Source organism: Achromobacter sp. LC458 (assembly GCF_001005835.2).
In the GTDB taxonomy this organism is placed as follows: Bacteria; Pseudomonadota; Gammaproteobacteria; order Burkholderiales; family Burkholderiaceae_B; genus Achromobacter; species Achromobacter spanius_B.
This window is the reverse complement of record NZ_LBHW02000004.1, coordinates 197080-219254: the sequence shown is the minus strand read 5'-3', so window position 1 is coordinate 219254 and position 22175 is coordinate 197080. Positions and strand designations below refer to the sequence as shown.

23 protein-coding genes and 1 tRNA gene are annotated in these 22175 nt (G+C 62.2%); 17 read left to right on the top strand and 7 right to left on the bottom strand.

Features of this window, described 5'->3' with window-relative positions:
* Positions 1-97: 97 nt before the first annotated feature.
* On the top strand, positions 98-817 hold the full coding sequence (locus YH64_RS05595; RefSeq protein WP_120157178.1) for a FadR/GntR family transcriptional regulator: 720 nt from the start codon (positions 98-100) through the stop codon (positions 815-817).
* Positions 814-2226: an FAD-binding oxidoreductase gene (locus YH64_RS05590; protein ID WP_046803166.1), complete on the top strand. Its 1413-nt coding sequence runs from the start codon at positions 814-816 to the stop codon at positions 2224-2226. The genes YH64_RS05595 and YH64_RS05590 overlap by 4 nt, the downstream gene beginning before the upstream one ends.
* Positions 2227-2325: 99 nt before the next feature.
* Here YH64_RS05590 and thiC read toward each other — a convergent pair whose 3' ends face one another.
* Positions 2326-4239: a phosphomethylpyrimidine synthase ThiC gene (gene thiC, locus YH64_RS05585; RefSeq protein ID WP_046803167.1), complete on the bottom strand. Its 1914-nt coding sequence runs from the start codon at positions 4237-4239 to the stop codon at positions 2326-2328.
* 391 nt (positions 4240-4630) lie between these two features.
* On the opposite strand from thiC, the gene YH64_RS05580 reads away from it, so the two are divergent.
* Positions 4631-5194, top strand: a complete 564-nt coding sequence (locus YH64_RS05580; RefSeq protein ID WP_046803168.1) for a hypothetical protein — start codon at positions 4631-4633, stop codon at positions 5192-5194.
* A 165-nt stretch (positions 5195-5359) separates the two neighbouring features.
* Here YH64_RS05580 and YH64_RS05575 read toward each other — a convergent pair whose 3' ends face one another.
* Positions 5360-5809 (bottom strand): helix-turn-helix domain-containing protein, encoded by a 450-nt coding sequence (locus YH64_RS05575; protein WP_162941286.1) that lies wholly within the window; start codon positions 5807-5809, stop codon positions 5360-5362.
* A 79-nt stretch (positions 5810-5888) separates the two neighbouring features.
* Between YH64_RS05575 and YH64_RS05570 the strand changes: the two genes are divergently transcribed.
* The gene (locus YH64_RS05570; RefSeq protein ID WP_046803170.1) at positions 5889-6566 is read left to right on the top strand and encodes a transcriptional regulator; all 678 of its coding nucleotides are present in this window, start codon (positions 5889-5891) and stop codon (positions 6564-6566) included.
* On the opposite strand, the gene proB is transcribed toward YH64_RS05570, so the two are convergent.
* The 5 genes from proB to YH64_RS05545 all read right to left on the bottom strand — a co-directional run bounded on the left by proB (position 6563) and on the right by YH64_RS05545 (position 10750).
* Complete coding sequence (gene proB / locus YH64_RS05565; protein WP_046803171.1) at positions 6563-7699, bottom strand: glutamate 5-kinase; 1137 nt, start codon at positions 7697-7699, stop codon at positions 6563-6565. The two genes, YH64_RS05570 and proB, sit on opposite strands and share 4 nt — an antisense overlap.
* Positions 7700-7754: 55 nt before the next feature.
* Positions 7755-8891, bottom strand: a complete 1137-nt coding sequence (gene obgE, locus YH64_RS05560; RefSeq protein ID WP_046803172.1) for a GTPase ObgE — start codon at positions 8889-8891, stop codon at positions 7755-7757.
* 191 nt (positions 8892-9082) lie between these two features.
* A complete protein-coding gene (gene rpmA / locus YH64_RS05555) occupies positions 9083-9343 on the bottom strand; it encodes a 50S ribosomal protein L27 (protein WP_046803173.1) in 261 nt (86 codons plus the stop codon).
* A gap of 34 nt (positions 9344-9377) precedes the next feature.
* Entirely contained in the window at positions 9378-9689 is a 312-nt protein-coding gene (rplU, locus tag YH64_RS05550) for a 50S ribosomal protein L21 (RefSeq protein ID WP_006216228.1), read from the bottom strand.
* 302 nt (positions 9690-9991) lie between these two features.
* Positions 9992-10750, bottom strand: a complete 759-nt coding sequence (locus tag YH64_RS05545; RefSeq protein WP_046803174.1) for an IclR family transcriptional regulator — start codon at positions 10748-10750, stop codon at positions 9992-9994.
* A gap of 119 nt (positions 10751-10869) precedes the next feature.
* Between YH64_RS05545 and YH64_RS05540 the strand changes: the two genes are divergently transcribed.
* The 13 genes from YH64_RS05540 (at position 10870) to YH64_RS05485 (ending at position 22087) form a co-directional block, all read left to right on the top strand.
* On the top strand, positions 10870-12030 hold the full coding sequence (locus YH64_RS05540; RefSeq protein ID WP_046803175.1) for a fumarylacetoacetate hydrolase family protein: 1161 nt from the start codon (positions 10870-10872) through the stop codon (positions 12028-12030).
* Positions 12031-12184: 154 nt separating this feature from the next.
* Positions 12185-13150: an octaprenyl diphosphate synthase gene (gene ispB / locus YH64_RS05535; RefSeq protein WP_046803176.1), complete on the top strand. Its 966-nt coding sequence runs from the start codon at positions 12185-12187 to the stop codon at positions 13148-13150.
* A 352-nt stretch (positions 13151-13502) separates the two neighbouring features.
* Positions 13503-13579 (top strand) — tRNA-Pro (locus YH64_RS05530).
* Positions 13580-14027: 448 nt separating this feature from the next.
* Positions 14028-14879 carry a ParA family protein gene (locus YH64_RS05525; RefSeq protein WP_006216223.1) on the top strand — a complete coding sequence of 284 codons (852 nt, stop codon included), beginning with the start codon at positions 14028-14030 and terminating at the stop codon, positions 14877-14879.
* Between the two features lie 3 nt (positions 14880-14882).
* Positions 14883-15281, top strand: coding sequence for a hypothetical protein (locus YH64_RS05520; RefSeq protein ID WP_081451497.1), 399 nt, complete (start codon positions 14883-14885; stop codon positions 15279-15281).
* The gene (locus YH64_RS05515) at positions 15278-15505 is read left to right on the top strand and encodes a hypothetical protein (protein WP_006216221.1); all 228 of its coding nucleotides are present in this window, start codon (positions 15278-15280) and stop codon (positions 15503-15505) included. The genes YH64_RS05520 and YH64_RS05515 overlap by 4 nt, the downstream gene beginning before the upstream one ends.
* The gene (locus YH64_RS05510; protein WP_061306519.1) at positions 15502-17145 is read left to right on the top strand and encodes a ParB N-terminal domain-containing protein; all 1644 of its coding nucleotides are present in this window, start codon (positions 15502-15504) and stop codon (positions 17143-17145) included. Before YH64_RS05515 ends, YH64_RS05510 begins: the two co-directional genes overlap by 4 nt.
* Complete coding sequence (locus YH64_RS05505; RefSeq protein WP_046803178.1) at positions 17142-17672, top strand: hypothetical protein; 531 nt, start codon at positions 17142-17144, stop codon at positions 17670-17672. The genes YH64_RS05510 and YH64_RS05505 overlap by 4 nt, the downstream gene beginning before the upstream one ends.
* 393 nt (positions 17673-18065) lie before the next feature.
* Positions 18066-18524 (top strand): hypothetical protein, encoded by a 459-nt coding sequence (locus YH64_RS05500; protein WP_052945930.1) that lies wholly within the window; start codon positions 18066-18068, stop codon positions 18522-18524.
* A 7-nt stretch (positions 18525-18531) separates the two neighbouring features.
* Positions 18532-19989: a hypothetical protein gene (locus YH64_RS05495; RefSeq protein ID WP_052945931.1), complete on the top strand. Its 1458-nt coding sequence runs from the start codon at positions 18532-18534 to the stop codon at positions 19987-19989.
* A gap of 127 nt (positions 19990-20116) precedes the next feature.
* Complete coding sequence (locus YH64_RS05490; protein ID WP_046803337.1) at positions 20117-21169, top strand: PFL_4669 family integrating conjugative element protein; 1053 nt, start codon at positions 20117-20119, stop codon at positions 21167-21169.
* 375 nt (positions 21170-21544) lie between these two features.
* Complete coding sequence (locus YH64_RS30075; RefSeq protein ID WP_156487187.1) at positions 21545-21706, top strand: hypothetical protein; 162 nt, start codon at positions 21545-21547, stop codon at positions 21704-21706.
* A 33-nt stretch (positions 21707-21739) separates the two neighbouring features.
* Entirely contained in the window at positions 21740-22087 is a 348-nt protein-coding gene (locus YH64_RS05485; protein ID WP_006216219.1) for a hypothetical protein, read from the top strand.
* Positions 22088-22175 lie beyond the last annotated feature (88 nt).

The following is a 22175-nucleotide window of genomic DNA, read 5'->3' as shown; positions in this document are numbered from 1 at the left end:
AGCGCCGGCAGTACCGGCAGTACCGACATCGCGCGCCCCTATCCATTCCTGGACTGAAAGTTATCAGATAACCTGAAAAGTTGTCTATAATCCGCCGATGCTCACCAAAAGCCTCACCCTGACTGAACAAGTCGCCCAGCAGATCGCCACGGATATCGCCGACGGCGTGCATCCGGTTGGCGCCAAGCTGCCGCCCGGCCGCGTGCTGGCGGACCAATACGGCGTCAGTGCCGCCGTCATCCGCGAAGTTACCGAACGGCTGCGCGCTCAGGGCCTGATTCAAAGCCGCCAAGGGTCGGGCAGCACCGTGGTGTCGCGCACCGGCGGGCAGGGGTTTCAGGTATCCAGCGGCATCGCGGTCAACCGCGAGCAGTTGGCCAACGTCTATGAATTGCGCATGGAACTGGAAGGGGGCGCGGCAGCGCTGGCCGCCATGCGGCGCAACGCCGCCGACCTGACCGCCATGGCCCAGGCGCTGGCCTCGCTTGAAGCGCATCTTGAGCACCCCGAGCAGGGCGTTGAACACGACATCTCTTTTCACGTTGCCATTGCCGCCGCCACGCACAACCGCAGCTATCAGGACCTGTTGCAGTACCTGAACCGACAGCTGCGCCTGGCCGTCAGCACCGCGCGGTCCAACAGCCGCTTGCACGACGGTTTGACCGCTGCCGTGCACCAGGAACACGTCGCCGTATTCGAAGCCATCCGCGCGCGCAACCCCGACCGTGCCCGGCAAGCCGCCGTCCGTCATTTGCAGCAGGCGGCCACCCGCCTGCAACTCGATCAACTTTTTCCCGCAGCCACGCCGACATCATGACCGCATCCGACTTTCCGCAACGCCTGGTCCAAGCCCTGGGCCGCGACACCGTGTTCACTGCCGAAGCGGACATCGCGCCCTGGTTGTCCGATTGGCGCGGCCTGTACAACGGCCACGCCCAAGCCGTCGTGCGCCCGCGCAACACGGCTGAAGTGGCCGCCTGCCTGGCCCTGTGCCAGCAGGAAGGCGTGCCGGTTGTGCCGCGTGGCGGCAACACCGGCCTGTGCGGGGGCGCCACGCCTGACGGCAGCGCCAGGAACGTCGTGTTAAGCCTGGACCGCATGAACGCCGTGCGTTCCATCGACACCGTCGCGAACACCCTGGTGGCCGAAGCGGGCGCCATCCTGGGCAACCTGCGCCGCGCCGCGCAAGACGCCGGCCGCCTGTTGCCGCTAAGCCTGGCGGCGGAAGATTCCAGCCAGATCGGCGGCAACGTCGCCACCAATGCCGGTGGCGTGAACGTGGTGCGCTACGGCATGGCGCGCGAGCTGGTGCTGGGCCTGGAAGCCGTGCTGCCCACCGGCGAAATCTTCAATGGCCTGCGCACGCTGCGCAAGGACAACACGGGCTACGACCTGAAGCAGTTGCTGATCGGGTCCGAAGGCACGCTGGGCGTGATCACGGCGGTGGCGTTGCGGCTGTTTCCGCGTACCGACGTGCGTTCCGTGGTGCTGACGGCGGTCGAGTCGCCCGCGCAGGCGCTGCAACTGTTCGAGATTCTGTTCGAGCAGTGCGGCGCGCGCTTGCAGGCGTTCGAATATTTCTCTGGCGACTGCCTGGACCTGGTGCTGACGCATGCCGAAGGCGTGCAAGAGCCGTTTGATCAGCGCTACCCGGCGTACGTGCTGATCGAGCTTGCCGACACCGCCGACGAAGCCGGGCTGACGGCCTTGCTGGAAAACGTGATCGGTACGGCGTTGGAACGCGGCTTGTGCCTGGATGCCGCCGTGTCGGCATCGATGGCGCAATTGCAGACCCTGTGGAAGCTGCGCGAAGAAATCTCCGAAGCGCAGCGTGCCGATGGTCCGCACTTGAAGCACGACGTGTCGCTGCCCATCGAACGCATTCCCGAATTCATGGTGTCCGCCGAGGCCCGCGTGCGCGCGCTATTCCCGGATATTCGCCCGTTCATCTTCGGCCACTTCGGCGACGGCAACCTGCACTACAACCTGTCCCGCCCCGCCGGCGCGGCGCGTGACTGGGTGGCCGTGAATGGCGCCGCGATTACCGACGCGGTGCTGGACGAGGTCAACCGCTACGGCGGCAGCATCTCGGCCGAACACGGCATCGGCCAACTCAAGCGCGACCACTTCCTGCACAGCAAAGACCCGGTCGAGCTGCGCCTGATGCGCGAGATCAAAAAAGTCATGGACCCGGCCGGGATCATGAACCCGGGCAAATTGCTGTAAGGCAAACCGCCATTGCATTGATCCCGGCGGCTTTCGCGCGCGCGGCCTGCTCCCACATCAGGTAGCAGGCCGCGCCGCAGTCAGCACCACAGTCCGCGCTTATTGCCGGTGATAGACCTCGGCACCCTTCTTCACGAACTCCACCGACTTTTCCTGCATGCCTTTCTGCAAGGCGTCCTTCTCGCTGACGCCTTGCGCCGCGGCATAGTCGCGCACGTCCTGCGTGATCTTCATGCTGCAAAAATGCGGGCCGCACATCGAGCAAAAGTGCGCCACCTTCATGGAGTCCTTCGGCAGCGTTTCGTCGTGGAATTCCTTGGCGGTGTCCGGGTCCAGCCCCAGGTTGAACTGATCGTCCCAGCGGAATTCAAAGCGCGCCTTTGACAGCGCGTTGTCGCGGATCGCCGCGCCCGGATGGCCCTTGGCCAGGTCCGCCGCATGCGCCGCGATCTTGTACGTGATGATGCCGTCCTTCACGTCTTTCTTGTTGGGCAGGCCCAAGTGCTCTTTCGGCGTCACATAGCAGAGCATCGCCGTGCCGTACCAACCAATCAGCGCGGCCCCGATGCCCGACGTGATGTGATCGTAGCCCGGCGCAATATCGGTGGTCAGCGGCCCCAGCGTGTAGAAGGGAGCTTCATGGCAGTGCTCAAGTTGCAGGTCCATGTTTTCCTTGATCAGGTGCATCGGCACGTGGCCCGGCCCCTCGATCATCACCTGCACGTCGTGCTTCCACGCCACCCGCGTCAATTCGCCCAAGGTCTTCAATTCCGCGAATTGCGCTTCGTCATTGGCGTCGTAGCCCGAGCCCGGACGCAGCCCGTCGCCCAGCGAGAAGCTCACGTCATACGCCTTCATGATCTCGCAGATGTCTTCAAAGCGCTCGTACAGGAAGCTTTCCTTGTGATGCGCCAGACACCACTTGGCCATGATCGAGCCACCGCGCGACACGATGCCCGTCATACGATCCGCCGTCATCGGAATGAACGGCAGCCGCACGCCCGCGTGAATGGTGAAGTAGTCCACGCCTTGCTCGGCCTGTTCGATAAGCGTGTCGCGAAAGATCTCCCACGTCAGGTCCTCGGCCTTGCCATCCACCTTTTCCAGCGCCTGGTAGATCGGCACGGTGCCGATGGGCACCGGCGAATTGCGGATGATCCATTCGCGCGTTTCGTGGATGTGCTTGCCGGTGGACAGATCCATCACCGTGTCGCCGCCCCAGCGTATCGCCCACGTCATCTTCTCAACTTCTTCGCCGATGCCCGAGCTGACGGCTGAATTGCCGATGTTGGCGTTGATCTTCACCAGGAAGTTGCGGCCGATAGCCATGGGCTCGACTTCGGGGTGGTTGATGTTGGCCGGGATGATGGCGCGCCCGCGCGCGATTTCGTCACGCACGAATTCCGGCGTGATGGCGGCGGGGATGGCGGCGCCGAACGATTGCCCCGGGTGCTGGCGCAGCAGGCGCTTGACCATCTTTTCGCCATCGGGACCGCTGTCGCGCAACGTTTGCAGGTAGTGCTCGCGGCGCAGGCTTTCGCGGATCGCCACGAATTCCATTTCCGGCGTGATGATGCCGCGCCGCGCATAGTGCATCTGCGATACGTTGGCGCCCGCCTTGGCGCGTCGCGGCGGGCGTTGCAGGTCGAACCGCATCGCCGTCAGCTTCGGGTCGGTCAGGCGCGCCTTACCGTAGTCGCTGGTCGGGCCGGACAGCACGTCGGTGTCGGCGCGCTCTTCGATCCAGGCGCGGCGCAGCTCGGGCAGGCCGCGGCGGATATCGATCTTGGCATCGGGGTCGGTGTAGGGGCCGCTGCAATCGTAGACGGTCAGCGGCGGATTTTTTTCTCCGCCGAACATGGTCGGCGTGTCGTCCTGCTCGATCTCGCGAAACGGCACGCGGATGTCGGGGCGCGAGCCCGTCTCATACACACGGCGCGATCTGGGCAGCGGTGCGACGGCCGCCGCGTCGACTTCGGCGGTAGCGGCCAGGAATTTGGGATTGGCGTTCATGGAAAGCTCCAAGCAAGTGGTTGGAGCCGATCGGGAATGGACTTCCGCCAGGCGTGCAGCGACGCCTGGCGGAAATACGGCTCCCAGCATCGGCATTATCCGTACTGGTACGAAGGGACTCTCTCAACCCGGCGCCGCCTGAAAAGGCGGGACGAGTACCCCTGCGCGAAAGCGAAGTATAGATCGCGCCAACGCGGCCCGGCGCATATGATGATTTGTGCGCATGAAATCATTCAAAGAACGCTTGCTTCCGAGAGCTGGTATTACTGCTTTACATTTGGATTCAGTCTGGGGCGACACCGTCATTTAGGTTCGGTACACTTTTTTCCAACCAACGCCCGGCCTGCCATCGACTCGCCGGGCATAGCTAACTTAAAAGAAGGAATCGAGCATGCAACTGACCCTACGCAAATTGGCGCCCGCCCTGGTTGTCGTGACGTTGGCGCTGGCGGGTTGCAAGACCGCCCCGACGAAACCGTCCGGCGCCGCGGCCACGCCCGAAGCCGGCCAGCAGTCGAGCGTGCCGGCTACCGCATCGTCGGTGGACTTCTACCTGGCGCAGCAACAGCCCGGCCCCGGCCTGCGCGAAATCGCGCTGCCCGACGGCAAGCTCTACATGCAGGAAGTGCCCGTGCTGACGCGCGCGGATCTCACCGACGCCGCCGCGTTGGTCGACCGTCAAGGCCAGAACTTCGTGGGCCTGCGCTTCTCTGAAGCCGGCGCGCGCAAGCTGACCGACGTCAGCACCAAGAACGTCGGCAACCGCCTGGCGCTGGTAATCGATCAGGAACTGGTCGCCGCCCCGAGCATCGCCGAACCCCTGAACCGTGGCGTGTTGGCCTTTGGTGTCGCCTCGGCGCAAGCCGCGTCCGAAATCGCCGCCAAGATCCGTGGTGATGCACCGCCCGCTCCGGCTGCCGGCGGCGCCGCGCCCGCACCTACGCCCAAGCCCTGATCACTGATCACCGATCTTCCTGCGGATAAGCCGAGGTCGCAAAAGCGGCAGAAGTTGGTTATTTGCAGGCGCTTGAATCAAAATATCCGCACCGAAAGGTGCGGATATTTTTTTTGCCCGCAAACGACGGCGCGGCTATCGCGCGCATCGGATGGACGGGATGAATCAGCCGATTTTGCGGCCGCGCGGCTTGACCGTGCGACGCGCTTGCGCGGTCTCGATGAAGGTTTGCGTCAGTGCTTCAAGCATGGCGCGATCATCGGGTGTCAGGCCGTCGAATTGCGACGGCGCAATGTTGGGAAACGGCCAGGGCGCTTGCGGACGGGGCCGTCGGGCCATGCGCGGCATGGTCTCGGCGACGCCCGCTGCGGGCAGCGTATCTGACAGGTCATAGCCTTCCATGGGTAGTTCCATGGGACCCTTACCGGTCTCCAACCACTCAGGCTCAATCTTCAGAATCTGCGCAAGCTTACGGACGGACCGGCTGGAATGCCGGAGCCCGTTTTCGTAACTGGCGATTGCACTTTGCGAGATTCGCGCAAGACGAGCGAGCGTCTTCTGCGTGTGACCACGCAGAAGACGGGCTTGCTTCAATCGGTCTGAAAATGTCTTCACGAGTCGATTGAAGCTTGCTCATGATTTACTTTGGTGGTTATAAGCATTACCTGGGTGATAGTTTTGGAGGCGAGGACACATGCATGAACGGGGCAACGTGTTCGTCGTGCAACTTGATGAAATGACGAGCAATCATTTTGTCGCTGCTTTGCGTGATTTTCAATGGCAGGTCAGCGCGTGCGCGTCACCGGACGAGCTTTTCGAACGGCTGCGCACGGACGATGTCGACGCGATGGTGTTGCGTGGGCAGGGCGCCGAGGTCCCCAAGCTGATCGCGGCCTTGCGCCGCGCGGCGCCGGACGCGGCGGTGGTGTGGCAGTCGCCGGTGGCCTCGGCGCGCGAACGGGTGGAGGCGCTGGAGGCGGGCGTGGACTTTTATAGTTCGGCCCGTATGGAGCCCGAGGAATGGGACGCGTTGCTGCGCAATGTGCGGCGCCGGCTCTTGCCGCCTTCCACCGACGGCCCTGCATGGCGCTTGGACCAACGCGTGCTGTCAGGCCCGGCCGGCGAACGCTTGCCATTGACGCTGACCGAACGCGACTTTTTTGTCCGCTTGCTAAGGGCGCCCGGCCAGTGCCTGCGGCGCGATCGCTTCTTTCCGTGCAATCCTCGCGAGGGCGCACGCAGCGTTGACGTGCTGGTGTCGCGGCTGCGCACCAAGGCGCGCCGCTTCGATATTGAACTGCCGGTGTTGGCCGTGCGCGGTTGGGGCTATATCCTGCTGCAGCACAGCCCGCCGCAAGAACCGCAGGATTAGAGAACGACCAGGTTATCCCGATGCATGAGCTCGGGTTCGGTCATGCTGCCCAGGATGCGAGCGATCTGCGACGAAGGCTGGCGCAGGATGCGTCGCGTATCGACAGACGAATAGTTGATGAGACCGCGCGCGCATTCGATGCCCTGGCTGTCCACGCAGGCCACCACGTCGCCACGGCCGAACTCGCCTTGCACGTCAGTCACGCCGATGGGCAAGAGGCTCTTGCCTTCGCGCATCAGGGCCTGCACGGCGCCGTCGTCCAGCACCACGCGGCCACGCAGGCGCAGGTGGTCGGCCAGCCACTGCTTGCGGGCTGACCACACGGGCAGCACGGCGCGCAGTTCGCTGCCGATGCATTCGCCCTGTGCCAATCGCGTCAGCACGTTGCGCTCGCGGCCTGAGGCAATGATGGTGTGCGCGCCGCTGTGCGCCGCGCGCTTGGCGGCCAGCACCTTGGTCAGCATGCCGCCCGTGCCGATGCCGCTGCCTGCGCCGCCGGCCATCGCTTCCAGCGCCGGGTCGCCCGCTTGCGCGTGCGACATGAATGTAGCGTCGGGATTCTTGCGAGGATCGGAATCGTACAAACCGCGCTGATCCGTCAGGATGATCAGCGTGTCGGCTTCGATCAGATTGGTGACCAGCGCGCCCAGCGTGTCGTTATCGCCCAGGCGGATTTCGTCGGTGACGACCGTGTCGTTTTCGTTCACGATCGGCACCACGCCCAGGCGCAGCAGCGCGAACAGCGTGCTGCGGGCGTTCAGGTAGCGGTGGCGATCGGCCAGGTCTTCGTGCGTCAGCAAAATCTGCGCGGTGCGCAGGCCGTACTCCGCGAACGCCGCTTCGTAGGCCTGGCACAGGCCCATCTGGCCGACGGCGGCGGCGGCTTGCAATTCGTGCATGACGGAAGGGCGCTTGCGCCAGCCCAGCCGCGCCATGCCTTCGGCGATGGCGCCACTGGAGACCAGCACGATCTGCTTGCCCTGCTTGTGCAAGGCAGCGATCTGCGAGGCCCAGTGCGCGACGGCGGCGCGGTCCAGGCCGCGGCCTTCGTTGGTGACCAGCGACGAGCCAACTTTGGCGACCAGGCGCTGGGCGTGGGTGACGACGGAAACGGCAGGTGTTTCAGCAGACATGGTAGGCGCCGGCTGCGGCGAAAAAAGACGTAATCGAAAGGACTGCGATTATGGCTTATTCGTCACCGCCGCGCGGCGCGGCCGGCTTGTCGGCGTCGGACCGCGTGTCGTCAAAGCGGGGGTCCGGCGCCACATAGGTGCCGTCCGCCTGGTCGCTCGACAGGTGTTCCTTTTCGCGCTCGGCGTCCAGGTAGTCTTGCAGCGCGTACAGCAGGTCTTGCGTGCCTTCGCCCGTCAGGCCGGAAATGGCGAACACGGGGCCCTTCCAGTCGTACAGTTCCAGGAAGCGGCGCTTGGTGTCTTCGGGGTCCGGCACCATGTCCAGCTTGTTCAGCACCAACCAGCGCGGCTTGGCGGCCAGTTCGGGGTCGTAGCGGCGCAGCTCTTCGACGATGGCGCGCGCATCGACCACGGCTTGCTCGACCGGATCTGCATCGGGGTCAGGGGTGGACACGTCAACCAGGTGCAGCAGCACGCGGGTGCGCGCCAGGTGGCGCAGAAACAGGTGGCCCAGGCCGGCGCCTTCGGACGCGCCTTCGATCAGGCCGGGAATGTCGGCCACGACGAAGCTGCGCGACGGCGACGTACGCACCACGCCCAGGTTGGGGTGCAGCGTGGTGAACGGGTAGTCGGCGATCTTCGGCTTCGCGTTCGAGATGCGCGTGATCAGCGTCGACTTGCCGGCGTTGGGCATGCCCAGCAGGCCCACGTCCGCCAGCACCTTCAGTTCCATGCGCAGGTAGCGATGTTCGCCTTCCTTGCCGGGCGTCCACTGGCGCGGGGCGCGGTTCAAGCTGGACTTGAAGTGGATGTTGCCCATGCCGCCCTGGCCACCGGCAGCCAGCACGACTTTTTGGTCATGGGTGTCCATGTCGAACAGGACTTCGCCGGTTTCGGCGTCATGGATAACGGTGCCCACGGGCACGCGCAGGGTGATGTCCGGAGCCGCTGCGCCGTATTGGTCCGAGCCGCGGCCGTTCTCGCCGCCCTTGGCGCGATGCAGGCGTGCGTAGCGGAAATCGATCAGCGTGTTGATATTGCGGTCTGCAACGGCATAGATGGTGCCGCCGCGGCCGCCGTCGCCGCCGTCCGGGCCCCCTTTGGGGATGAACTTTTCGCGGCGAAAGCTCGCCACGCCATTGCCGCCTTTGCCGGCGACCACTTCAATGGTGGCTTCGTCTACGAATTTCATGGTGTCTGCGCGTGTAGTGGGTAAATAGGACAGTTGCCCGCCATGGGGCGCTGCCAGGTGGCATTGGAAACTTTACTCGCCAATTGCCATAAACAAAAAAGCTTAAAACAAAAAAGCCCTGCCGCATGCGACAGGGCTTTTGCCGTTCGGCAACGCGGTAAACCGCGTTGCGCTGACCGTGGCTAGTCCGATTACTCGGCAGCGATGATCGAAACGGTTTGCTTGTTCAACGCGCCCTTGAAGCCGAATTGAACCTTGCCGTCGATCAGCGCGTACAGGGTGTGGTCCTTGCCCATGCCGACGTTCACGCCAGCGTGGAAACGAGTACCGCGCTGACGCACGATGATCGAACCAGCGGGAATCAGTTCACCGCCGAAAGTCTTGACGCCCAGACGCTTTGATTCTGAGTCGCGTCCGTTTCGCGTAGAGCCGCCGCCCTTTTTCTGTGCCATGTTTAGCTCCTGCTAAGTGGTACCGAGTCGCTACTTAAGCCGTGATGGCTTCGATGCGGATTTCGGTGTAGTTCTGACGGTGGCCCTGACGCTTCTGATAGTGCTTGCGACGGCGCATCTTGAAGATCTTGACCTTGTCGTGGCGGCCTTGCGCAAGAACCGTTGCCTTGACCACAGCGCCGGAGACGAGGGGCGTGCCAACTTTCAGTTGGTCGCCTTCGCCCACGGACAGCACTTGGTCCAGGGTGATTTCTTGCCCAATGTCTGCCGGTATCTGTTCTATCTTGAGTTTTTCGCCAGCGGCAACGCGATACTGCTTGCCACCGGTTTTTACGACCGCGTACATGGGGTGTTCCTTAAATAGGTAAATGGGTTCATTCGCGCGGCCCGCCCTGCTGGGTGGGATTGCCACTTTGGAAGGTTCGCTTTCCTGTCCGTGTGCCGGCATTTGACATGCGGCGGGCCAGAAGGAAAGGGGCCTGACTGCCAGGTACCGGGTGGAAATATCCCGAACAAGGCACCCAAAGGGTTTACGCGAACAACCGACGTAATTCGGGCATTGCTGACCGAATCCGCAATATTAGCGCGTGACTTTTCAAAAGTCAAAAACCTGTTGTGGGCTAAGGGCTTAGGTGTGGCGCGGGGGCTTCAGGCAGGCGCCACCACGCGCTGGGAGACGTGGCGCGCCACCCGGCGGATGCCCTCCATGATGTCGCGCCGGTGGGCATCGTCCAGCCGGTCGGTGGGTATCGACGTGCTGACCGCCACGCGCTTGCCCGTGGGCGTGACGCCCACATACGCGGCGTAGCACACCAGGCCGGTGGCCAATTCTTCCTGATCGTGGCCCAGCCCTGTCTGGCGCACCTTGTCCAATTCTTGATACAGCGCGTCGCGCGTGGCCAGCGTGCGGTCCGTCACGCGGGGCAGCGGGTCGGGCACGCTGGCGGCCAGGGCGTCGGGTTCCAGGCTGGCCAGCAGCACTTTGCCCAGCGCGCAAGCATGGGCGGGCAGGCGCATGCCCAAGTCGGAGACCAGCCGCACGGGGCGGCGGGCGTCCTCGCGGGCGATGTAGACCACGTCAAAGCCATCCAGCGCCGCCAGCTGCACGACTTCATTGCAGCGGGTCACGAACTCGCCGGCCGCCTCGTGGAACGCGGCTTGCAGGCCGTCGTGGCGCAGGTAGGCGAAGCCTAGCGACATCAGCTCGATGCCGATCAGGTAGCCGCCTTCTTTGCGTTCGATCCAGCGGCGCTGTTCCAGGCAGTCCAGCAACAGGTACAGCGTGCTTTTGGGCAGCTTGCAGGCCTGCGCCAGTTCGGCGGCCTTGACGGGGGTGCGGCGGCTGGCCAGCACCCGCAGGATGTCGTGGGTGCGGCGGATGGCGGGCACATCGTAGTCGGCGGTCATGTCTGTTTGTCCAACCTATTGGACTTCAATTCAGAATGTTGGACATGATAACGGCCTTCTTCTAGACTCGTTGCACCTTTATTGAAATGCCGCCCAGTCGGCATAAAGCGTGGAGACTCATGAACATAGACAACGCATTGCCCGTCGACCTGGCGGGCGCCTTGCTGGTGGGCCGTGTTTGGCGGCCGGCCCCGGTGGACGGGCCCAGCGTCGTGGTGGTGCGCAACGGCGAGGTGTTTGACATCACCGCCGTGGCCCCCACCGTGTCCGATCTGCTGGATCGCCCCGATCGCGTCACGCTGGCCAAAGGCGCGGCAGGCGAATCGCTGGGCGACGTGCGCGCGCTGATGGCCGCCACCTTGCAAGGGCAAGACGGGCCGCGCCTGTTGGCGCCGTGCGATCTGCAACCCATCAAGGCCGCCGGCGTCACGTTCGCCATCAGCCTGCTGGAGCGGATGATCGAGGAAGAAGCGGGCGGCGACGCCAGCCGCGCCGATGAAATCCGTGTGCGGATGCAGGCCTTGATCGGCTCGGATCTGTCTCGCTTGCTCCCCGGGTCCGCCGAAGCCATCAAGCTGAAAGCCGAATTGGTGGAACGCGGGCAGTGGTCGCAATACCTGGAAGTGGGCATCGGCTCCGACGCCGAGATTTTCTCGAAGACGCCCGCGATGGCATCGGTGGGATACGGCGCGCAGATCGGCGTGCTGCCCGAATCGCAGTGGAACAACCCCGAGCCCGAGATCGTGCTGGCCGTGGACAGCCGTGGCGAGATCGTGGGCGCCACGTTAGGCAACGACGTCAACCTGCGTGACATCGAAGGTCGCAGCGCCTTGCTGCTGACCAAGGCCAAGGACAACAACGGGTCATGCGCCATCGGCCCCTTCATCCGCTTGTTCGATGGGGATTTCGACCTGGACAGCGTGCGCCACGCCGATGTGTCGCTGCGCATCGACGGCGCGGACGGCTTCGCGCTGGACGGCGTCAGCCACATGCGCGAAATCAGCCGCGACCCCCAGGACCTGGTACGCCAGGCTTTTGGCGCGCACCACCAGTACCCCGACGGCTTCATGCTGTTCCTGGGCACGATGTTCTCGCCCAGCCAGGACCGCAAGGGTCCCGGCACCGGCTTCACGCACAAGCTGGGCGATCGCGTCCAGATCGCGTCCGAGCGTATCGGCGCGCTGGTCAACGATGTGCAGTTGGCCACCGAGATCACGCCGTGGACGTTCGGCGTGCGGGCCCTGTACGCCAACCTGGCCAAGCGCGGCCTGGTTCGATAGGGCGGCGACCGGCGCGCTTGCGCTGACTGGGGGGCGGCAGCGGGCCGCCCCGCACCCGCCGCACCCCGTATAATCGCTGGTCGAATCCCCCGCCATTCCTGGCGGCCCAGCGGTAAGAGCCCCCTCGCGGCTCGTTTCACTTGTCGGATACGTCTTGAATCTCCCCGCGCTTATTGCCCCCATTGCTGACGATATGAAGGCTGTCGACGCGGTCATCCGCGAGCGGCTGAATTCGGACGTGGTCCTGATCCGCACAATCGGCGACTACATCATTGGCGCGGGCGGCAAGCGCATGCGCCCGGCCATGGTCTTGATGGTGGCGCGCGCGCTGGGCTACGAAGGCACGCATCACCAACTGCTGGCCGCCGTCGTGGAATTCATCCACACCGCAACATTGCTGCATGACGACGTGGTCGACGAATCCGACCTGCGCCGCGGCCGCGAAACGGCCAACGCCGTGTTCGGCAACGCCGCCAGTGTGCTCGTTGGCGATTACCTGTATTCGCGTTCGTTTGAAATGATGGTCGAAGCCGACTCGATGCGCATCATGAGCATCCTGTCCGAAGCCACCACGGTGATCGCCGAAGGCGAGGTCTTGCAGCTGCTGAACGTGCACGACCCCGACGTCTCGCAAGACCGCTACCTGCAAGTGGTGCGCTACAAGACCGCCAAGCTGTTCGAAGCTGCCGCCCAGGTGGGCGCGGTGCTGGCAGGCGCCACGCCCGAACAGGAAGCCGCTGCCGCCGCCTATGGCCGCCACGTCGGCACCGCGTTCCAGCTGGTTGACGACGTGCTGGACTACAGCGGCGACGCCGCCGCGTTGGGCAAGAACGTGGGCGACGACCTGCGCGAAGGCAAGCCCACGCTGCCGCTGATCCGCGTGATGGAAGTGGGCTCGCCCGAACAACAACAACTGATTCGCGACGCCATCAAGACGGGCGACGCCGATTTCGCCGCCGTGGCCGCAGCCATTCAGGCCACCGACGCGCTTGAACACGCCCGCCTGGCCGCTGTGGCCGAAGCGGATCGGGCTCGCGAAGCGCTGTCGATTTACCCCGTTTCGCCTTTTCTGAATTCTCTGCTAGAATTCTGCGCTTTCGCGGTGAATAGAGATCGCTGAAGCCGAAATCCACAGCGGCGCTGAAGTTGGGCGTAGCTAGCTGGTTTGAAAGCGGGTGGGTTGTTGAAGCCAAAAGCAAAAGCTAAACGCAGAAGCTAAACGCAGAAGCCAAAGCAACCAAAGCAAAACCTGATTTTCAAAAAAGCGGAATATAGGTTCTAATAGCGGTCGCTGTTGAAACGGCGGTGATGGAAAGCGAAGGTGGGAAGCGAAAGCAAAGTCACCAGAGCATAGTCGCCGCAGCAGTCGCGAGACATGCAGCGGAAAGAAAAAACTTGGTAGCACTGAGCGCCGCTAAGTTGGTAGTACGAGTTTGTCAGCGCGGTTTTTTAGCGTGGCAAATTCACTGAATCGGGGCGTAGCTCAGCCTGGTAGAGTACTGCGTTCGGGACGCAGGAGTCGGAGGTTCGAATCCTCTCGCCCCGACCACTTATCTGTGGTCGAATTTTTGGTGGTGTTCTCGACACCAGCAGCAAGAGCCGGAACCGCGAAAGCGGCGCCGGCTTTTTTGCGTTTGCTTTCTTCCTGCGCCAGCAGGATGAACGTCGCATCGATTGCGACACCGGCTTCCTGAGCCATCAGCATAGCAGTCCGGTAGTCCGGCAAGTGCGTGCCTTTGACATAGCGATCCAAGGTCTGTTGCTTCAGACCCCACGCCTTCGCCATGCTGTTGACGCTGCGCCCCTTGAGCGCGGCTTCTACAAATTCCTGATATTCCATCGCCAGTCCTATCTTGCCGAATTACACGGATTCGGGTAATGTCGCCCTGAATTACACAAAATCGTGTAACACGGAACCGTGTTTTTTCTAACGATAACCGCCCTTGAACGGGTATGCAACTGGGCCGAACGGCCTACCGCCGAAAAAGAGGAACGCCATGCCACACGCGATCGCTGTCGCGTCCACCAAAGGTGGAGTCACGAAGACCACGACCTGCGCAAATCTCGCAGGAATATTTGCCGACTTCGGCATGCGGGTCTTGCTGATAGACGCTGATGAACAGAACAGCCTGACGAAGTACTACCCCATTAAACATCGCGCGGAGCACGGGCTGACACGCGTCATCACCCGGGGCGGCCTCGTCACCGAAGACTGCATAAGCCAGACCGCGATTCCTGGGATTGACATCATTTGCTCGGATGCTGTCGCGGGCAATCTTCAAACGTGGCTCAAGGATCGAGAAGATCGTCTGCTGATAATGCGCCGGGCAGTGAGGCGCTCAGCGGCCGTCGAGAAATACCACGGGATCATCATTGACACGCAGGGTGCTGCCGGCGAGCTACAGAAGACGGCGGCGATGGCGGCGGACGTGATCTTATCTCCCATCAAGCCGGACGTTTTATCTGCGGCTGAATTTGCCGACGGCACGCTGCGCATGATGGAGTCTCTGAACAGTCTTTCGGACTTCGGCTCGGACTTTCGCAGCGGGGACCTGTACGTCGTTATCAGCGCCCTGGAACGCAACAACAATGCCCGCCAAGTCGCGGATCAGATCCGCCGGAGCTTTCTTGGCCATCGGCAGGTGAAAGGGATTCTGGAGACTGTCATACCGCACGCCGCAGCCTATACCGCTGCCGCAACAGCACGTGTCCCAGTTCACCAATACGACCGTCGCAGGGGTGACAAGTCCCCCTGGGACGTCATGCACCGCCTGGCGTGGGAACTCTTCCCCGCGCTGAACGGCATTTATGTGGACGGTCAGGGCCAGGCCGGTGAGGCGGAGGCTTGATCGATGAAAAGAGCCAACCGACTGCCTGAACTGCCGGACATCGGCGACGTATTCCGAGCTACCGCGCCATCAGGAGGCGAACAACCGCCCTTGACGTTCTACGTGGCCGTGTCTTCGGACCACGCGCCGCTGGAAATGCGACGTGCGCGCGCTGCAGCCGTCGTTCAAACAGCACTCCTTGCGATGCGGCCCATTGGCCTTGACTCTGCGGAGACCGCTCCGTCGGAGGTCATGAGCTTCAGCGAAATGACGCTCATGGGGGTATCAAAAATGGAAGCTGCGCGCATCTTTGAGGACCCGGTCCTCCATCACTGGGTCCACCGACCCATCTTCATCGTGCCGGACCCGGCCCCGTACCTGAAGGCTTGGTCCGCGATCAGCTCAGGGAGGATCGAGGCGTGAGCACGAACAAAGAACTTGCGCTCCAGCACTTAAGCACTGAGCTGGACCTCTTGCACCGCGCAGCGGCCGGATCGCCCGAACGTGCCCTGCACTTGGGCGTTGTGCTGGGCGCCGTAAGCGCATATCGAAATCTGGGCGTACTTGGTGAAGACGACTTGCTCTTCATGGCCACCGCCCTCGCAGGCGAGGATGACAAGCTGCCTACTCTGAGGGGCAACGAATGAAGCCCGCATCGAAGAAAGTAGACCTGGACCAAATGATTGCGTCGCGGCTGAGCGAAAGATCTCCCGAGCCGGCTGCAATCGAATCGGCGGTGACCAATGTCATCACGCTGAACGTCAGGGACGACTGCCGCTTATACGAACGCAACCCGCGAACGGTCCGTAATGAAAAGTTCGACGAGATCAAAGAGTCGATCCGCAAGCGCGGACTCGACCAGATGATCGCGGTGACGCAAAGGCCGGGAGAGAAGCAGCACATCCCCGCCAAGGGTGGCAACACCCGCTTGGAGATCCTGCAAGAACTCGTCGCCGAAGGCGAAGTTCGGTTTCTGTACATGGACTTCGTGAAGGTCCCGTACCGCAGCGAGGCAGCCTTGCTCGCGGCGCATATGGTGGAGAACGATCAACGTTCGGGGCTCCTCTTTTGGGACGCTGCTCGGTCGACCTTTGACCTCAAACAGGAAGTCGAGCGCGAGCGGGGAGCCGCCCTGAGCTTGCGGGACTTTTCTGAGCACCTCAAAACCAACGAAGGCATACAAGCCTCTCCGGCGCTCCTCAGTCATTACGGCTTCACCATGAAGCATCTCGCCGACCTCGCCTGCGCGGCCAATCACCTCTCCAGACGGGATGTGCAAGATCGCTTCATACCGGCACGGAGTCGGCTGGCCGCGATTGCGTCGAAACTTGGTGCAGAGGATGCACTGGAAGAGGCTTGGACGCTCGCTATCGGCCACATGCGCGAAAACTATGTTGCGACAAAGTCGCTCGATTTTGGGGCATTCACCGCCAGACTTGACGAGAACTTTGCGCAGCGCGCGACCTTGACCGTGGACGAACTTCAGCGTGCGGCGCTAGTTGTGCAAGCGAATTCGGATATTGATGCTGCCAGTCTGATGCGCGACGCCAAGCATCCCCCGTCTGTCTCGGGCGGCACTTCCGCGCACAGCGAAGTCGTAGGTGGCGGCGAAAAGGGCTCCGCCCAACCGCCGACCTCAGGCGCGGTGGAGAAAAGCCCTGCGGAGCACCGCGAAAAGTCAGAAGACTCGCTTCCCAACCAGCATGAGAAGCCGCACGCCGCATCAGTAGTTTCGAAATCTGGCACGTTGCAATCCACGGTCGACGACAGAGGTGCTGCCGAGCGCGAGCTCTGGCACGCACTGGAGGAGCTTGCCATGGCCAGCCGTCTTCAAGGCTGCCTGCAGTCCATCGACGAACTGCCTTTGCGCTTCATGGTTGAGATTCCCTCAGATGTCGGCGGCCACTTGGGGTCCTTGCAGGAACAGGCGTTGCAGGGCGGCGACTTTGCCGAGCGCTACTACGCGTGGTGGTGGCTCGTGCTCCTCTCCCAGCAAAACACCCCCGCCGGCCTTCTCGTGATTCCGGACTGCGAGTTCAAGCGGCAGGCGGATAGCACTGAGTCCTGGCAAGAAGCATGCGAGACGTTGCTGGGAGATCCCGTATACGCCGACGGCTCGTATCACGTTGTGCGACGAATGACGGATGCCAGCGATGCGACGGGATTGATGTATCTCCGGGTCATTCAAGCGGTCCGTCAGTTCAATCAGGCATTCCCTGAGCGATCCACACAGTCCTTCTGGAGCTCGGTAGGAGTGCCGGCAGAACTCATGGGAGGTATGTCGTGAACTTCATGGAGCTGAAGCATCCGACGCTCAAGCGTAAAGCCCTGCGCGAGCTGAATGAACAGATCCGCCGGCACGCATGCGCCGATGGTGCTATCCCGCCGCATACGGCCCAACTTCTCCTGGCCGGCCTCCGTGACCGTGGACTTGACGCAATGCTGCCGGCCGTGACGGTTCGAATCTATGTGGATCCCGAAGCGCTCGTTGCTCAGCAGAGCGAGCATCAACAACGTATGGAGCTGATGGAGCAGCTTCGACGGTTTCTACGGGCACAAGCCAGCGGATCCCTGATACGCGCGCTGTTTCCGTCGATACCGACGATGGATGTCGAGCAATTGCGGACGCACATGAGACTGAGCCAGCCAGGCCCTGCGGTCGAGCTGGAGTCGGGAGAGTACTTGCGAGTTCACAGCATCTGGAAGGAATTGCAGAAATCGACCTCCGACGTTCGTGAACGCTACCTCGCGCTACACGATGCCTTCCCCAAGTACACCCTTCTTACGCTGTTCGCGGCGCTCAATCAGCGCTAGCAGGAGACCCGTATGAGCTCACCAAAGATGCAAGGCTGCGTGGCCGCGCCGGTGCCCGGCGAAAGCCATGCCGCCACTGTCACCGTTCTCGAGGGGACACCCGCGTTGCGACCCTTGGCCTACACGCTCGCCATGCGACGCGTCGCGGAACGAGCCGCCGATCAGCCTCCGATGAAGGCGATGTCCGGCCGCGCTGGATTCGGGAGGGGCGGTCGTGGATAAACGCACTTCACCCAAGACGTTTCTCCCCAAGTCCATAGGCGCGTGGAGTAACGCCAGCCCTGCGCTTGTCTTGTGGTTTCTGCTCGGGCGTGATGGCGAGTGTGGCGCCGCAGCTAACGACTCTCTGTTTGGTCACAACGAAGGGACTTCCTCGATCGACCGGAGCCCGCAATGACCACATGGGATTTCACGCTCGATCCTTACGGCCGGCGATATGCTGCAAAGAATGACGCAGGCACCGCGATTCAGCGCGACCAGGCCAACGAGCACTATCTGCTGCGTGTTCTAGACGCCCCAATCACAATCCACCGTGCTTTCGTCGAGCTCGCGGGAAGTCTGAACGCCGCAGCCATACTCAGCGATCTGGCGACCCAGTCCGACCTGGCTGAACTGGAGGGAGACTGGGTCTATCTCGACGCGGCCGAATGGCGTGCTCGCCTCGGCCTGTCCTACAAGGAGCAGCTCACTGCGCGCAAGCTACTAGAGCGCAAGGGGTTCCTTGAGACCCTGCGTACCGGAATGCCGCCTCGTACAGCAGTGCGAGTGAACTGGATTGCGGTAGACCGGGAGTTGCGTCAGCAGGCCGCAAATGCCGCGCTGGCGCGTCCCTTGCCCGTTCTCAGTAGCTGACAGTCGTATGTCGAAGAACTTCGCCTACGACCGTCTCTGGCTGGCCTTGAAGCAGAGCCGGCCCATCGCCTTTGGTCTCTTCCTGGCTCGCATGGCCGGGAATCCGAAGGCGGCGATCGTACTGTCTCAGCTCGCACACTGGACCCGAACCGGGCGTGACGTAGCTCAGACCAATGGCTGGATCTTTAAAACGCAGCAGCAGTGGTGGCTTGAGACAGGGCTGTCGCGTGCCGAGTTAGATACGGCACGCCGGCGCCTCCGCAATCTCGGGTTTGTGGAGGAGACGCTCGCGGGCCGGCCCGCCACGTTGTGGTACCGGATGAATCTGCCAAACATAGCGAGAGCGCTGGAAGTCTGCCGTAAGGAGGCCCTACCAGTGGAACTCACATTCGAGTTTATGCGCGCCCCTGAGCGCGCCGTCCGGGATCTCCTGGGTCCCACGACGGCTTATCACCGAATTCTCGCAGACGTGACGGGCGGAGTGAACGCAGGTTTGCTGCTGTCGCGTTTGCTTCAACTACAACGCAGGTCGGTCGAATCCGGCTATCCCTGGTTCAGCTTGACCGCGCTGAATTGGCAAGAGGATCTGGCGCTCAATCGGCGCTCATTGGAGAACGCCAAGGACCGATTGAAAGCCCTTGGTCTTGTTCAAGAGTTTCACCTGAATCGGGGTGCGAAACGCGTGTACACGCAGGTCGACCCAGCGTTGCTGTGCGAACTACTGGAGCAGCAGTTCGCCTCCCAGGCCGCTGTCCAAAAGAGGGCCGAGGTTGCGGGCATGGCTACCACTCGTCGTCACCAAGCATTCCAGATGGCCACGGACGATGGCATGGCAACCGCCCAGAAGCAGAGCGTCGGGCGGGCCAATGTACGAAATCAGCAAACTGGAAATACCCAACCGGAAATATCAGTTTGCGGGAATCGTCCATTGCAGATTGCTCGAAAAGTTCAAAGCAGTTTGCTGAATTCGTCCACTTCTATAAGGGGTACGACTACATCCTCGAATACACCAACGACCACAACCCACGCGAGCGCAAACGACGCCGTTTTGCTGCAAAACACATCCGTGGTGGTGGGCTTGGATTCGCTTATCTGGCCAGACGTGCTCCCTCCGGAGAGCCGAGAAGGTGCGATGACCATTCTTGGCTACGCACCGGACGTTTTCCGACAGACGCTCCTGGACGAATTCGCTGCCCGCGCTCGAAAGCAGACGGTGGAGAACCCGCTCGGATACCTGAGGCGGCTTGTGCTTCTGGCCCAACAAGGGCGCTTTGTTCCTGAACTTGCTCACGTTGAGGCGCAACGGCGTCGCAATCTCGCGGCGGTAAGCGCATCGGTTCGCGCCGCTGAGGCAGGGGTTATGGCGGACGTATCGCCGGCTTTGGAGCCGTCCTCGAAGGCGGAGGGTCGAGCCCGTATCGCGGAACTGCGGGCGGCGATGGCTGGACGGAGCACACGAACATGACCGTTTTGCAGCAAAACAGGCCCAGACAGGAAGTGCTTTGCGAGATGGCATTGCCGTCGTGGAGCAGCCTATCAGCGTCGTGGGCCAGCAGCACCCCAAAACATACTCAACAACGGAGAAGCGCCTGATGGCACCGAAAAAAATGGCGATTGATACTTCCTTGTCCGCGTTTGCGACGGCAGACACCTCCCCTTTTCCCGACGGCTACGACTTGGAGGGCGAGCGCCGCATTCTTGGTGCGTTGCTCAACGAAGATGACCCCGACCCTGCGAATCCGCTGTTTGGTCGTTTGCAGCTCTACTACGAGCGAGATGCCGAGTTCAAACGCATGCGGCAATCTCATGAGGCCCGTGCTGGCGCCGATCCTCTTGTGGGCAATTCGGAAGCCCGCCAGATAAAGTCGTTGCCTTCCCTTGTCGCGGAGAGTCAGGACGTGATGTCTCTCCACACTTTGGAGGCGCTCCGATTGTTCATGGGCAAGGCGGTCGAGCCGGGCAAGCAAGGCGCGCCGATCGCCGGAGGAAAGCGCGTGGCCGCGGCGCTTCGATCGCTCTGGTCGCTATCGTCCAATGACAATCCATATGCCGACTGGGCGCTGGTCGAGACGAAGTCTCGCATTGAAGAAGTGCGCGCGTACATCAAAGCGGAGCAAGCGCAACTTCTCCATAAGCTGGACGAGATGAAAGACAAGGGGCTGACGTACTCGGTTCTGCAATCGCGCGAGCCCGCGCAAATGCAGCTCGGCTTCGCGTCGCCCTACGGCTACATGGTGGCCCTGCTAATCGTCGAGGTGGACTATTTCACGCGGGTTTTGAAGAGCGCCCAGAGGCGCGACCTGGTGTCCGGACGGCAGGGACACGCACTGCTGCAATCGGTCAAGCACAAATGTCGGAGCGTATTCGAGCGCGTCCTCTACTGGCAGAAGTACCTGATGAATGAGGAGTTGGTCGCGCTCAGCCGCGTGGATTTCGTGGCCGGCGCCGACGCCGCGTCTCAGCAGAGAACGCAGGCCGTGAAGGCAATCTTCGGGGACGTGCCGAAGGCGGTGTTTATGGGTGAAGACGCGCCCCGTCACACCAAGCGCCGCTTGAATCTGTCTGCTGCGGAGTTACGGCTGTTGGATGCTGTCCCTCTGACCGACGAGGTTGGAGCGGGTGTCGATAAGAGCCTGTTGGCTTAGACGGAGCTCTTGATGTCGACAGCTTCAGTGCGTTTCATGTGCGGGGATCAGGCCGCTTTGCCGCCGCAGTCTGATCTTTCGGCTGCGAATGGGGACGTCCGGGCCGGATCGCGTTTGGCGTCATCCGTATCTGTGGACATAAAAGCCTTTAAGGGTAAGGGAGCGTTCCGCTCCCTGTCGAGGCAGCTATCTGAGTCCGTGGCGCAAACTCGGGATGCGATGAGCTCATTGGCGCGTGACACGACACGTTTCGATGCGGGTTGCTACCTGCGTTTGGTGGAGGAGCGTGGACGTGGAGAGATGGGACGGGCGCGCCTGCGCTGGTGCATTCGAGGACAAGCCAGGTACGTGCTTTTCGAAGCGTTGGAGCGTGCCTTGACCAGCCTTCCTCCGGCGGTCGTCGAGCACTTTCATGCCTGCGAAAAACGAGCGATGGAGCTCAATGTCCTCGAAAGCGTGTTGCGTCAAGCGGTCGATCAATTGGAGTCGTACCTGCGGAACGGGGCACTGCGCCAGAAAGCGGAGGGGGGGGGCTGAGCCGCCTGTTTTGCTGCAAAACAGGAACGGGCGATGAGCGAACTCACTAACCCAACGCGTGCATCTGCTCGCACCCTGTGCTGGGTTTGGGTCATCGCCGCCATTGCGATCGTAACGTCTCCCGCGCTGATAGCAATTGCTCTCCTCGTGCTCCACATCATGTATCCGCTCTGGCCGTATTGGACTGAGGTCGGAATTTGGATCGGCTTCGCCGCACTGCTGGCGTTCTTCGGAAGTGTGCTGGTGAACGACATCATGACGGGCCTTGAAGAATCAAGGGCGAAGCGGCGCGGTGTTGTCGTGAACGAGAGAGGTGTACCGATCCGGCAGGACGTTTTGCTGCAAAACAGAAAACGCTATGGACGAAACCAGCAATCTTGATGCCATCAAAGTTGGGCGGACGACCCAGTACAGATGGCTCAAATACATAACGAGGATAACTTTTTTGGAGTGTTGATATGGCAATGCG

Coding starts and splice junctions, on each gene's coding strand:
- obgE (WP_046803172.1), bottom strand. CDS start 8,891: ATGAAATTCGTAGACGAAGCCACCATTGAAGTGGTCGCCGGCAAAGGC.
- YH64_RS05495 (WP_052945931.1), top strand. CDS start 18,532: ATGTCGAAGAACTTCGCCTACGACCGTCTCTGGCTGGCCTTGAAGCAG.
- YH64_RS05520 (WP_081451497.1), top strand. CDS start 14,883: ATGAAAAGAGCCAACCGACTGCCTGAACTGCCGGACATCGGCGACGTA.
- YH64_RS05485 (WP_006216219.1), top strand. CDS start 21,740: ATGAGCGAACTCACTAACCCAACGCGTGCATCTGCTCGCACCCTGTGC.
- YH64_RS05570 (WP_046803170.1), top strand. CDS start 5,889: ATGCATGAACGGGGCAACGTGTTCGTCGTGCAACTTGATGAAATGACG.
- YH64_RS05595 (WP_120157178.1), top strand. CDS start 98: ATGCTCACCAAAAGCCTCACCCTGACTGAACAAGTCGCCCAGCAGATC.
- YH64_RS05500 (WP_052945930.1), top strand. CDS start 18,066: ATGACCACATGGGATTTCACGCTCGATCCTTACGGCCGGCGATATGCT.
- YH64_RS05525 (WP_006216223.1), top strand. CDS start 14,028: ATGCCACACGCGATCGCTGTCGCGTCCACCAAAGGTGGAGTCACGAAG.
- YH64_RS05510 (WP_061306519.1), top strand. CDS start 15,502: ATGAAGCCCGCATCGAAGAAAGTAGACCTGGACCAAATGATTGCGTCG.
- proB (WP_046803171.1), bottom strand. CDS start 7,699: ATGTCTGCTGAAACACCTGCCGTTTCCGTCGTCACCCACGCCCAGCGC.
- YH64_RS05545 (WP_046803174.1), bottom strand. CDS start 10,750: ATGACCGCCGACTACGATGTGCCCGCCATCCGCCGCACCCACGACATC.
- YH64_RS05590 (WP_046803166.1), top strand. CDS start 814: ATGACCGCATCCGACTTTCCGCAACGCCTGGTCCAAGCCCTGGGCCGC.
- YH64_RS05580 (WP_046803168.1), top strand. CDS start 4,631: ATGCAACTGACCCTACGCAAATTGGCGCCCGCCCTGGTTGTCGTGACG.
- thiC (WP_046803167.1), bottom strand. CDS start 4,239: ATGAACGCCAATCCCAAATTCCTGGCCGCTACCGCCGAAGTCGACGCG.
- YH64_RS05540 (WP_046803175.1), top strand. CDS start 10,870: ATGAACATAGACAACGCATTGCCCGTCGACCTGGCGGGCGCCTTGCTG.
- rplU (WP_006216228.1), bottom strand. CDS start 9,689: ATGTACGCGGTCGTAAAAACCGGTGGCAAGCAGTATCGCGTTGCCGCT.
- rpmA (WP_046803173.1), bottom strand. CDS start 9,343: ATGGCACAGAAAAAGGGCGGCGGCTCTACGCGAAACGGACGCGACTCA.
- YH64_RS05490 (WP_046803337.1), top strand. CDS start 20,117: ATGGCACCGAAAAAAATGGCGATTGATACTTCCTTGTCCGCGTTTGCG.